Annotated in this window: 10 protein-coding genes; 6 read left to right on the forward strand and 4 right to left on the reverse strand. The window is 70.9% G+C overall.

The genetic code is table 11. The features are described 5' to 3' along the window. The first annotated feature begins 157 nt into the window (after positions 1–157). Together GFH49_RS35805 and GFH49_RS35810 are read left to right on the forward strand one after the other, a co-directional pair. Positions 158–1,024 (forward strand): phosphatidylinositol-specific phospholipase C/glycerophosphodiester phosphodiesterase family protein, encoded by an 867-nt coding sequence (locus GFH49_RS35805; protein WP_155060223.1) that lies wholly within the window; start codon positions 158–160, stop codon positions 1,022–1,024. A 110-nt stretch (positions 1,025–1,134) separates the two neighbouring features. Continuing rightward, positions 1,135–1,329 (forward strand): hypothetical protein, encoded by a 195-nt coding sequence (locus tag GFH49_RS35810; RefSeq protein WP_155060224.1) that lies wholly within the window; start codon positions 1,135–1,137, stop codon positions 1,327–1,329. Positions 1,330–1,343: 14 nt separating this feature from the next. On the opposite strand, the gene GFH49_RS35815 is transcribed toward GFH49_RS35810, so the two are convergent. From GFH49_RS35815 to GFH49_RS35830, 4 genes are all read right to left on the reverse strand, one after another. Continuing rightward, positions 1,344–2,582: a phosphodiester glycosidase family protein gene (locus tag GFH49_RS35815; protein WP_155060225.1), complete on the reverse strand. Its 1,239-nt coding sequence runs from the start codon at positions 2,580–2,582 to the stop codon at positions 1,344–1,346. Positions 2,583–2,657: 75 nt separating this feature from the next. Further along, complete coding sequence (locus tag GFH49_RS35820; RefSeq protein ID WP_155060226.1) at positions 2,658–3,017, reverse strand: DUF779 domain-containing protein; 360 nt, start codon at positions 3,015–3,017, stop codon at positions 2,658–2,660. A 109-nt stretch (positions 3,018–3,126) separates the two neighbouring features. Then, positions 3,127–6,501: a pyruvate carboxylase gene (locus tag GFH49_RS35825; protein WP_155060227.1), complete on the reverse strand. Its 3,375-nt coding sequence runs from the start codon at positions 6,499–6,501 to the stop codon at positions 3,127–3,129. A gap of 89 nt (positions 6,502–6,590) precedes the next feature. Next, the gene (locus tag GFH49_RS35830; RefSeq protein WP_155060228.1) at positions 6,591–7,172 is read right to left on the reverse strand and encodes a TetR/AcrR family transcriptional regulator; all 582 of its coding nucleotides are present in this window, start codon (positions 7,170–7,172) and stop codon (positions 6,591–6,593) included. Between the two features lie 216 nt (positions 7,173–7,388). Between GFH49_RS35830 and GFH49_RS35835 the strand changes: the two genes are divergently transcribed. The 4 genes from GFH49_RS35835 to GFH49_RS35850 all read left to right on the forward strand — a co-directional run. Then, a complete protein-coding gene (locus tag GFH49_RS35835) occupies positions 7,389–7,901 on the forward strand; it encodes a 2Fe-2S iron-sulfur cluster-binding protein (RefSeq protein ID WP_196218239.1) in 513 nt (170 codons plus the stop codon). Further along, positions 7,898–8,893, forward strand: a complete 996-nt coding sequence (locus tag GFH49_RS35840; protein ID WP_155060229.1) for an FAD binding domain-containing protein — start codon at positions 7,898–7,900, stop codon at positions 8,891–8,893. Before GFH49_RS35835 ends, GFH49_RS35840 begins: the two co-directional genes overlap by 4 nt. Then, positions 8,890–11,109, forward strand: a complete 2,220-nt coding sequence (locus GFH49_RS35845) for a xanthine dehydrogenase family protein molybdopterin-binding subunit (protein WP_155060230.1) — start codon at positions 8,890–8,892, stop codon at positions 11,107–11,109. The genes GFH49_RS35840 and GFH49_RS35845 overlap by 4 nt, the downstream gene beginning before the upstream one ends. Before the next feature lie 228 nt (positions 11,110–11,337). Then, positions 11,338–12,244: ABC transporter ATP-binding protein (locus GFH49_RS35850; RefSeq protein ID WP_155060235.1), on the forward strand; the 907-nt coding region annotated here is incomplete at its 3' end.

Here is a 12,244-nt window from a genome sequence, read left to right on the forward strand (position 1 = left end):
CCCGCCCCACCAGGGGCGGGCTTCTCGGTGTGCGGTGGGCCACGGAAGTGAACTCACGGCGGCAGTCCGGCCAACTCCCTTTACCAAGGGGTTTCTTGGGCCCCACTCGAACGCATACTCGCTGGAGTTTCAATCCGGAACTCCTCGGGGAGCGAGCATGGCCCACATCACCCGTCGCAGAGCCCTCACCCTCGGCACCGCCCTCGCGGGCGCGGTCGTGGCGCCCGCCTCACAGGCGCTGGCGGGCGAGCGGAAGAAGCACCACCCCCGCCCGCTCTGGCGCGCTCACGCACACAACGACTACGAGCACCCCCGTCCCCTCCTCGACGCCCTCGACCACCGCTTCGGCAGCGTCGAGGCCGACATCTGGCTCGTCGGCGACCAGCTTCTCGTCGCCCACGACGTGGTCGACCTCGACCCGGCCCGCACCCTCGAATCCCTCTACCTGGACACGCTCGCGTCACGCGTGAAGGCCAACCACGGTTCCGTCCACCGGGGTCACCGCGGCTCGCTCCAACTGCTCATCGACATCAAGACCGAGGGCTCGTCGACCTACCTCGAACTCGACCGGCACCTGCGGCGCTACAAGGGCCTGTTCACCACCTACGCGCGCGGCCGGGTGCACCCCGGCCCCGTCACCGCGGTGATCTCCGGCGACCGCGCGGCCCGCGTCCCCATGGAGGCCCAGACCGTGCGCCGGGCCTTCTACGACGGCCGGCTCGCCGACCTCGGCACCTCCGCGCCCGCCTCCTTCGTCCCGCTGATCAGTGACAACTGGACGCTCAACTTCACCTGGCTGGGCGTGGGCGCCTTCCCCGCCGCCGAGCGGCAGAAGCTGCACACCATCGTCCAGGCCGCGCACGCACGCGGACAGGAGGTCCGCTTCTGGGCCACCCCGGACCTCGCGGGCCCGGCCCGGGACGCCCTGTGGACGCAGCTCCTCGCCGCCGACGTCGACTACCTCAACACCGACGACCTGACCGGCCTGGAAGCCTTCCTGGACGCGCACTCGGCCTCAATGTAACGGCGGGACACCACACGTTCGGAGCACACTCCAGCCGCCCGGACGAACCCTCCGCTACGCCACACTCGGGGCCGAACGCCGCGAAGCGGACGTGGCGGAGGAGGTTTTCGATGGCCGTGTCCATCTCGGTGGTGCTGCTGCTGTTGGTCCTGGCGGTGGTCTTCCTGCGCAACGGCGGGCTGAAGCCCACCCACGCGATCGTCTGCGTGCTGCTCGGCTTCTACATGGCGAGTTCGAGCATGGCGCCGACCATTGAGAGCGGCCTCACGGCGACAGCGGACATCGTCAGCAGTCTGAGACCGTGAGGCCACCGCGGCGGTCACTGGACTGAGAAGACCCCGATGCCGTTCGGGACGGGGCGTTCCGCGCCGCCGGAGGGGTGGTTGCGTACCGTGACCGCGGTCGCGCCCGGCGCGCGGGCGACCAGCGTCGACGACCCGCCGCCGTCCAGGTTGAACGCGTCGGCCGAACCCAGCTTCCGCATGGTCTCGGCCAGTTCGGCGATCGTCAGACCCGTGCGGTACTCGGCGGCGCCGTCCAGCGCGAGCAGAAGCACCCGGCGCCCGCCGTCCGCGATGCCCACGGCGGTCCGCACGGCCCCCGTCCTGTTGTCCAGCCCCGGAAGCGGCTGTCCGCCCGTCAGGACCGGATGGCCGCCCAGGGCGAAGCGGAACGGCGTCCCGGCCGTGGACGGCATCAGCTGGTGCTGTACCGTCACGGGCTCACCCACGGAGAACTTGCGCAGCTGCTGCGCCCCCGCCTCCCGGCCGACCAGCACGGTCGTCCCCTGGGCGATGGGCCCGCTGCCCGGGGCGTCCGCGGCCGAGACGACCTTTCCGCCGCGGACCTTCACCTCGTAGGTGTCCGTGCTGCACGGCGCGGCGCGGTTCGTGTCCGTGCCGCAGGTGGCGCGCACCCGGGAGACGCTGCCCCATTGGGTGGTGAAAGCGCCGACGGAGCCCACCGGCAGGGCGTACTGGTTGAGCCCGCCGAGCGGCAACTGCCCCTCGGCCGTGCGGACCGATCCCTTCAGCGAGAGGCTGTCCAGCCGGGCCCGCTGGTCGGCGCCGACACCGAACACGTCCTTCGTGCTCGTGCCGGGAGGCAGCGACGGGCCGAAGCGCTGGCCGCGCGGCACCGCGGCCTTCAGCGCACCGCCCTCGGCGACCGCCGGGCCCACGCTCGCGCCCGTCGCCGCCACGCCGGGGTGCTGGGTCTCGCTCATGTTGAAGAAGTCGCCGTTGATGCCCGCGACGGCGCCCTGGGCGCCGGCCAGTCGCGAGACCTTCGCGCGTGCGGCCACCGTTCCCGGATACAGCAGACCGAGCCGGACCTTCGGATCGCCCAGGTCGACGCTGAGCACATGAGCACGCGTCACACCCTTGGCCGCCTCGATGTCGATCTGCTCGTATGTGACACCCTGCGCGATCCGGGTGCCGCCCTGGACGGCGCCGGCCGGTGCCGCCCCCACCAGGGCCGCACCGGCCAGCGCGCCGAATGCCGTGAGAAAAGCCAGTACCGTCCTGCCTGCTGCGAACCGTCCCTGACGACGCGTCACCGTACCCCCTGAGGGCTCGTCACATCTCCTTGAACTCAGGGGGATTGGACCAGACGGCGGTGACCGCCGGGGTGCCTAAGCGCCGACTACGCGCGAACGGATCAGAAAACGCACCCCCTCGGGTGCCTCCAGTGAGAAGCCGCTGCCCCGGCCCTCGACGACGTCGACGATCAGCCGGGTGTGGCTCCACACCTCGTACTGACTCCTCGACATCCAGAAGCCCACCCGCTCCTCGACCCCGTCCACCGCCAGCTCCGCGAGCAGCACGTCCGAGCCGCCCGTACGGAACTCGCCCTCCGGGTAACACATGGGCGCACTGCCGTCGCAGCAGCCGCCGGACTGATGGAACATCAGCGGACCGTGCGCCTGCCGCAGCCGACGCAACAGGTCGGCGGCCGCGGGCGTCAGCTCGACACGCGGGGTCTCTTCATGCATGCCGACAGCGCAGCACGCGGGAGGTTGCGAGGGGGTTGCAGAGGGACGGGCCGCTCGGGTGACTGCCCGCGCCGGTACGGCAGTCACCCGGCCCCGCGCTCGCCTGCCGCTACACGATCTCCACGAGCAGGTCTCCGCCCTCCACCTGCTGGATGCGGTTGATGGCCAGCCTGGCCACCCGGCCCGCCGTCGGCGCGGTGATGGCGGCCTCCATCTTCATCGCCTCGATGGTGGCCACGGTCACGCCGGCCTCCACCACGTCGCCCTCGGCGACCGCGAGCGTCACCACGCCCGCGAACGGCGCCGCCACATGCCCGGGGTTGGTCCGGTCCGCCTTCTCGGTGACCGGGGCGTCCGAGGCGGCGGCCACGTCGCGGACCTGGACCGGGCGCAGCTGGCCGTTCAGGCCGGCCATCACGGTACGCATGCCGCGTTCGTCGGCCTCGCCGATGGCCTGCAGCTCGATGAGCAGGCGGACGCCGGGTTCGAGGTCGACGGCGTATTCCCTGGCGGGGCGCAGGCCGTAGAAGAAGTGCCTGCTGTCCAGGATGCTGGTGTCGCCGTACGACTGACGGTGGGTCTCGAACTCGCGCGTCGGGCCGGGGAAGAGCAGCCGGTTGAGCGTGGCGCGGCGGGACTTCTCCAGGCCGTCGCGGTCCTCGGCGGTCAGGTCCGCCACGGGCCTGGCGTCGGCGCGGCCCTGGAGCGCCTTCGTGCGGAACGGCTCCGGCCAGCCGCCCGGCGGGGTCCCCAGCTCGCCGCGCAGGAAGCCGATGACCGAGTCGGGGATGTCGAACCGGTCGGGCGTCGCCTCGAAGTCCTGCGGCGTCACGCCCGCTCCCACCAGGTGCAGGGCCAGGTCGCCGACCACCTTCGACGAGGGGGTGACCTTCACCAGCCGGCCGAGGATGCGGTCGGCGGCGGCGTACATCGCCTCGATCTCCTCGAAGCGGTCGCCGAGGCCGAGCGCGACGGCCTGGGTACGCAGGTTGGACAGCTGGCCGCCGGGGATCTCGTGGTGGTAGACCCGCCCGGTGGGGGAGGCGAGGCCCGCCTCGAACGGCGCGTACACACGGCGGACGCTCTCCCAGTACGGCTCCAGGTCCCCGACCGCCTGGAGGTCCAGGCCCGTCGGCCGCTCGGAGTGGCCGGTGGCGGCGACGATCGCCGACAGGGACGGCTGCGAGGTCGTACCCGCCATCGACGCCACCGCCCCGTCCACCGCGTCCACGCCTGCCTGGGCCGCCGCGAGGTAGGTGGCGAGCTGGCCGCCCGCGGTGTCATGGGTGTGCAGATGGACCGGCAGGCCGAACTCGCGGCGCAGGGCCGAGACGAGTGTCGCGGCGGCCGGGGCGCGCAGCAGGCCCGCCATGTCCTTGACGGCCAGAACGTGGGCGCCCGCCTCGACGATCTGCTCGGCGAGGCGCAGATAGTAGTCGAGGGTGTAGAGCCGTTCGGCGGGGTCGGACAGGTCCGCGGTGTAGCAGAGCGCGACCTCGGCGATCGCCGTCCCGGTCTCGCGTACGGCGTCGATGGCCGGGCGCATCTGGCCGACGTCGTTGAGCGCGTCGAAGATGCGGAAGATGTCGATGCCGGTGGCCGCGGCCTCCTGCACGAACGCGTCGGTCACCTCCGTGGGGTAGGGGGTGTAGCCGACGGTGTTGCGGCCGCGCAGCAGCATCTGCAGGCAGATGTTGGGCACCGCCTCGCGCAGGGCGGCCAGGCGTTCCCACGGGTCCTCGGCGAGGAAGCGCAGGGCCACGTCATAGGTGGCGCCGCCCCAGCACTCCAGGGAGAGCAACTCCGGCAGGGTGTGCGCGACGACCGGGGCGACGGCCAGCAGGTCCTTGGTGCGTACCCGGGTGGCCAGCAGGGACTGGTGGGCGTCGCGGAAGGTGGTGTCGGTGACGCCGAGCAGCGGCGACTCGCGCAGCGCCCGGGCGAAGCCCTCGGGGCCGAGTTCGGCGAGCCGCTGCCGGGAGCCGGCGGGCGGCTCACCGGCCGACCGGGCCGGCAGCTTGGTCGTGGGGTCGATGAGGTCCGGCCGCTCGCCGTGCGGCTTGTTGACGGTGACGTCGGCGAGATAGGTCAGCAGCTTGGTGCCGCGGTCCGCGGAGTGCCGCGCGGTCAGCAGGTGCGGCCGCCGCTCGATGAACGACGTCGTGACCCGGCCGGCCTGGAAGTCGGGGTCGTCCAGGACGGCCTGCAGGAACGGGATGTTCGTGGAGACCCCGCGGATGCGGAACTCGGCGACCGCGCGCCGGGCCCGGCCGATCGCGGCGGTCAGATCCCGGCCCCGGCAGGTGAGCTTCACCAGCATCGAGTCGAAGTGCGCGCTGATCTCCGTACCGGCGTGCGTGGTACCGCCGTCCAGACGGATGCCGGAGCCGCCCGGTGAGCGGTAGGCGCTGATCCGGCCGGTGTCGGGACGGAAGCCGTTGGCCGGGTCCTCGGTGGTGATACGGCACTGCAGGGCGGCGCCGCGCAGGGTGAGGGTCTCCTGGGCGAGTCCGAGGTCGGCGAGGGTCTCGCCGGAGGCGATGCGCAGCTGGGCCTGGACCAGGTCGACGTCGGTCACCTCCTCGGTGACCGTGTGCTCGACCTGGATGCGCGGATTCATCTCGATGAAGACGTGGTTGCCGTCGCGGTCGAGCAGGAACTCCACGGTGCCGGCGTTGCGGTAGCCGATCTCGCGGGCGAAGCGCACGGCGTCCGAGCAGATCCGTTCCCGCAGCTCCGGGCCGAGGTTGGGCGCGGGGGCCAGCTCGATCACCTTCTGGTGGCGGCGCTGCACCGAGCAGTCCCGCTCGAACAGGTGGATGACATCGCCCTCGCCGTCGGCGAGGATCTGCACCTCGATGTGGCGTGGCTCGACAACGGCCTTCTCCAGGAAGACGGTCGGATCACCGAAGGCGGACGCCGCCTCGCGCGAGGCCGCCTCGATCGACTCGCGCAACTGGGCGGGCGCCTCCACGCGCCGCATGCCGCGTCCCCCGCCGCCCGCGACGGCCTTCACGAACACCGGGAAGCCGATGTCGTCGGCGGCACGGACCAGTTCGTCGACGTCGGTCGAGGGCTGCGAGGAGCCGAGCACCGGTACGCCGGCGGCGCGGGCGGCGGCCACCGCGCGGGCCTTGTTGCCGGTCAGCTCCAGCGTGCCGGCGTCCGGCCCGACGAAGGTGATGCCCGCCTCCTCGCAGGCACGGGCCAGTTCGGGGTTCTCGGAGAGGAAGCCGTAGCCCGGGTAGACGGCGTCGGCTCCGGCCCGCTGAGCCGCTCGTACGATCTCGTCGACCGAGAGATAGGCCCGCACCGGGTGGCCCGGCTCACCGATCTCGTACGCCTCGTCCGCCTTGAGCCGGTGCAGCGAGTTGCGGTCCTCGTGCGGAAACACGGCGACGGTCCGTGCCCCCAGCTCATAGCCGGCGCGGAACGCACGAATGGCGATCTCGCCTCGGTTGGCGACCAGTACCTTGCGGAACATCCTGGATCCCTTCGCGGCCTGCCCGTGACGACGACCATGGTGTCTGCGACGCCCCCGATACGCCATGTGAGCCGGGACACCAAAAAAACTCACCGCGGCCCAGGGGCTCCCACCCGCAGGCCGTCCATGATGAGGTCGAGGAGTCGACCGGACTTGGCCCGCCAGTCCCCATGGTTGTCGATCTGCCAGATGCCGGCTATGGCGAGGATGAAGTCGTCGGCTGTCAGATCCGGGCGGATGGTGCCGGCCTCGTGGTTGGCGTGGATCAGGAGTTCGATCGCGTCGACCACCAGGGAGTATCCCGGTTTTGCCGGGCTTCCCGTCGCGCTGATGGCCTGGCGCAGTGCGTCGGCCAGACCGGCCCTGGCCATGGCGAAGTAGGCGAGGCGGCTCATCCACTCGCGCAGGGCCTCATCGGGTCTGCCGCTCAGCAGCAACTCGGACGCGCTATCGGCGAGATGCTGCACCTCGCGCTGGTGGACCTCCAGGACGAGCGCCTCGCGGTTGGGGAAGTTCCGGTACAGCGTTCCTTGCCCGACCCCGGCCTTTTTGGCGATCAGGCTGAGTGGGGCGTCCGCGAACAGCGAGAGCTCGGTCAGCGCCACCGCCAGGATGCGCTCGCGATTGCGTTGCGCGTCCGAGCGCTGAGGCACCTCGTTCTTCGGTTCCACTCGTCCACCTCCCCGGGTGTGCCCCGGCCTTCCGCTTGCTAACCGGACAACAGTCCGCTACCTTCCACCATACCGGACGGTTGTCCGCTTAGGTTCACCATAACCGGCAACCGGTGTCGGTGTGAATGGCCGGTGGCATGCGCGACCGACGATCACTCCGTCGCATCCCCCGCACCAGACCCGCCCGAGAGCCACCCCCCGACCCCGAGGATGATCATGGGTTCGACCCCCTCGATGACGTCCAGCGTCATCTCTTTGACCATCAATGGCGAGAACCACCGGTTGGCCGTCGACCACCGCACATCCCTGCTCGACGCCCTCCGTGAGAACGTCGGCCTGACCGGCACGAAGAAGGGATGCGACCAGGGGGCGTGCGGTGCCTGCACCGTGCTGGTGGAGGGTGTGCGGATCAACTCCTGCCTCGCGCTCGCCGTGCAGTACGACGAACGGGAGATCACCACGATCGAGGGGGTCGATCATCCGGTGCAGGAGGCGTTCGTCCGCCACGACGGATTCCAGTGCGGTTACTGCACCCCCGGCCAGATCTGTTCCGCGATCGGGATGCTGGCCGAGCACAAGGGCGGAGCGCCCAGTGCGGCGACCGAGCACCTGGCCGAGAGCGGCGGTGAGCTGTCCGAGGCGGAGATCCGGGAGCGGATGAGCGGGAACCTGTGCCGGTGCGGCGCCTACAACGGCATCGTCGCCGCGATCGGGGAGGTCGCCCGATGAAGTCCTTCTCCTACCTGGTCGCAGCCGACGTGGAGGACGCGGTCCGGGCGATCTCGGCCGAGCCCAACGCGAAGTTTCTGGGCGGCGGGACCAACCTCGTCGATCTCATGCGGGAGAACGTCGAGCGTCCGGACACGATCGTGGACATCACGCGCCTGCCCCTGACCGGGATCGAGGAACTGCCCGACGGCGGGATCCGGATCGGCGCGCTCGTGCGCAACAGCGAACTCGCCGCGCATCCGCTGGTCAGAACGCGCTACCCGATGGTGTCTCAGGCGATCCTGCACGGTGCGTCGGCGCAGCTGCGCAACATGGCGACCATCGGTGGAAACCTGATGCAGCGCACGCGGTGCCTCTACTTCTATGACAGTGCGTCACCGTGCAACAAGCGCGAGCAGGGCAGCGGCTGCGGCGCGATCGGCGGCTTCACCCGCAGCCATGCCATCCTCGGCGCGAGCGAGCAGTGCATCGCCACCCACCCGTCCGACATGGCCGTCGCCCTGGTCGCCCTGGACGCCGTCGTCGAGGTGCAAAGCGAGCGCGGGGTGCGGCGCATTCCGCTGGCCGAGTTCCACCGCCTGCCCGGCAGCACACCGCACATCGAGACCGCACTCGCCCCGGACGAACTGATCACCGCGATCGACGTGCCCGGCCTGCCGGTCGCGGCGACGTCGCGTTACCGCAAGGTGCGCGACCGGGCCTCCTACGCGTTCGCCCTGGTGTCGGTCGCGGCGGCGATGGAGGTCCGGAACGGGTACGTCAGCGCGGTTCGGCTGGCGCTCGGCGGGGTCGCCGCCAAGCCCTGGCGGGCGCACGTGGCGGAGGAAGGGCTGCTCGGGGCGCCGGCCACCGAGGAGTCGTTCGGCCGGGCCGCGGACGCCGCACTCGCATCAGCGGTCGGCCAGGGCGACAACGACTTCAAGATCGAACTGGCGCGACGCACCATCGTGGCGACCCTGCGCCGGCTTCTCACGGACGGGAGCGCCGCATGAACGAGACCCTGCCCCACGCCGGGACGGACGGCCCGGCCGTCGGCAGGCCCATCGACCGCGTCGACGGACCCGCCAAGACCACCGGAGCCGCCGTCTTCGCCGCCGAGGTCCCCTACCCGAACCTCGCGTACGCAACGCTGGTGCCCGCCACGGTCAGCCGCGGCCGGATCACCGCGATCGACTCCGCGGCCGCGACCGCCGTACCCGGCGTGATCACCGTGCTCACCCACGAGAACGCGCCCGACCTGAAGCCGCCGCAGCCGTTCAGCCCGTTCAACTTCGCCACGTTCGCGCCCGGAACCCAGGTCAACTACCTCAAGACCGACGAGATCTTCTGGGACGGCCAGCCGGTGGCGCTCGTGGTGGCCGAGACCCTGGAGGCGGCACGCGAAGCCGCCGCCCTGGTCCAGGTCACGTACGAGGAGCTTCCGGCGGCTGTGGACTTCGCCGTCGAAGAAGGCAACGCCAAGCCCCAGAAGGCCAACATGGTGCTGCCGAGCAGTGCGAAGAAGGGGGACGCCGAGGCGGCGTTCGCGGCATCGCCGGTGAAGGTCGATCTGCGGTTCACCAACCCGCCCCACAACCACAACGCGATCGAACCGCACGCCACGACGGCGGTGTGGGAGGGCGACCGGCTCACCGTGCACGACAGCACGCAGGGCATCGACTGGCTGCGCACGCACCTCGCGCTGCGGTTCGACATCCCCCCGGCGAACGTGCGGGTCCGCTCGACTTTCGTGGGCGGCGGGTTCGGCGGCAAGAGCGTGGTCTGGGCCGGCACGATCCTCACCGCCCTGGCCGCGCGCGCGATCGACCGGCCGGTGCGCATGATGCTCACCCGCGAGGCGGTCTACCACACCGTCGGCGCACGTGCGGCCTCGACGCAGCGGGTCGCGCTCGGCGCCGACAACAACGGCAAGCTGACCTCGCTCATCCACACCACCGTCTCGCGCACCGGGCGGGTGGGCGGCCTTCCGGAGGGGCTGACCAGCCCGTCACGGCACCTCTATGCCACCCCGACCATGCTGCTCCAGCAGAACCTGGTCGAGATGGACCTCATCCCGCCCGCGCCGATGCGCACGCCCAGCGAGGGAATCGGGAGTTTCGCCCTGGAGTCGGCGGTCGACGAACTGGCCTACCGGGTCGGCATGGACCCGATCCAGTTCCGCATGCTCAACGAGCCCGAGACCAATCCGGTCGACGGCAAGGCGTTCTCCCGCCGGTTGCTGCGGGAGGCCTACGAGCTGGGCGCCGAGATGTTCGACTGGCGTGAACGCACGCCGGAGCCCGGCTCGATGCGGGACGGCCGGTGGCTGGTCGGCATGGGTGTGGCCACGGCTTTCCACCCGGCCCAGCAGATGGCGGCCAACGTCACCGTTCGCCTCTCCGTCGACGGCGGCGTCCTGGTCCGCTGCGCCTTCCAGGAGATGGGCGTGGGCGCCGCGACGGTGCAGGCGCAGATCGCCGCCGACGCGCTCGGCGTACCGTTCGACAGTGTGCGGGTCGAATACGGTGACTCGGATCTGCCGAGCAGCGCCGCCGCGATCGGATCCGTGCAGACCGCCACCGTGGCGGGCAGCCTCCTGGCGGGCTGCGACAAGCTCAAGAAGCGGCTGCGTGGCCTGGCCCGCAGGTACGGCACGACCGGTCAGGCATTCACGGAGACGCTGGCCAGGGCGGGCCTGCCGTCCGTGGAGGTCGCGATCGGCTCGGACACCCGGGTCGGGAAGATGACCGGCCAGGTGAAGTTCTTCACGAGGTTCCTGCGTGACCAGCGGCGCTGGATGAAGGCCGCTTACGGGGCCCACTTCTGCGAGGTCCGGGTCGACCGGGACACCGGCGAGGTGCGGGTCGCGCGATGGACCGGCGTGTTCGACTTCGGCAGGGTGATCAACACGAAGACGGCCACCAGCCAGCTCCGCGGGGGCATCATCGCGGGGATCGGCATGGCCATGGGCGAGGAGACCCTGGTCGACCCGCGCAACGGACGGATCATGAACCCGAGCCTGGCGGAGTACCACCTCCCGGTCCAGGCCGACATCCCGCAGATCGACATCGCGTGCCTCGACGAACCCGACCCGACCATGCCGATGGGCCTGATCGGTATCGGAGAGGTGGGCCCCACCGGGGTCGCCGCCGCGATCGCGAACGCCGTCCACCACGCCACCGGCAAGCGGATCCACGACCTGCCCATCACCCTGGACAAGCTGCTGTGACGATGGAGGCGGGAGGGCCGCCGCAGGCCGTGGAAAGGGCGGCTGTTGTCGTCGCGTCTCCTGCGGCGGAGCCGATCCGCCAGACCCGAGTCTGACACCGGTCTCGTACCACGGTACGAGGCCGCCCCCTGTGGTTCAGCCTGAGGTTGACGGGATCTGGGCTGATCGGTTCGTAGCGTTGCTGGTGCGGCGCCGGACCGGTGCCGGAGGCTCAGGGAGGGCATGCGGATGATCGAGGCACGGGTACTCACCAAGAGGTACGGGGAGAAGACGGCGGTGGACGGGCTGGACTTCACCGTCAAGCCGGGCACGGTGACCGGCTTCCTCGGGCCCAATGGTGCGGGGAAGTCGACCACGATGCGCATGATCGTCGGACTGGACGCCCCGACGAGCGGCTCCGTGACGGTGAACGGCCGCCGCTACGCCCAGCACCGGGCCCCGCTGCAGGAGGTCGGCGCGCTGCTGGAGGCGAAGTCGATCCACCCGGGCCGCTCGGCGTACAACCATCTCAACGCGCTCGCGCTGACGCACGGGATACCCCGCAGCCGGGTGGAGAAGGTCATCGAGCTGGCCGGTCTGGGCAGTGTGGCGGGGAAGCGGGCCGGGGCCTTCTCCCTCGGTATGGGGCAGCGGCTGGGTATCGCCGCGGCGCTGCTGGGTGATCCGCAGACGGTGATGCTGGACGAGCCGGTCAACGGCCTCGATCCGGAGGGCGTGCTGTGGATCCGCAATCTGCTGACGGGGCTCGCGCAGGAGGGGCGGACGGTGTTCGTCTCCTCGCATCTGATGAGTGAGATGGCGCTGGTGGCGGACCATCTGATCATCGTGGGGCGCGGGCGGTTGCTGGCCGATACGACGGTGCAGGATCTGGTGCGCGAGGCCGGCGGGAACACGGTGAAGGTGGCGGCCCAGGATCCGGCGCGGCTGCGGGACGTCCTGGCGGGGCCGGGCGTCGACATCACCGGTCAGGCCGGCTCCGAGGAACTGCACGTCGCAGGGCTCACCGCCCGTGAGATCGGGCTGAAGGCGGCGGAGCACGGCGTCGCACTGTTCGAGCTGAGTTCGCGGACGGTGTCGTTGGAGCAGGCGTTCATGGATCTGACCAGGGATGCGGTGGAGTACCACGGCACCACGA

The sequence above is a fragment of the Streptomyces blattellae genome, from assembly GCF_009709555.1.
In the GTDB taxonomy this organism is placed as follows: domain Bacteria; phylum Actinomycetota; class Actinomycetes; order Streptomycetales; family Streptomycetaceae; genus Streptomyces; species Streptomyces blattellae.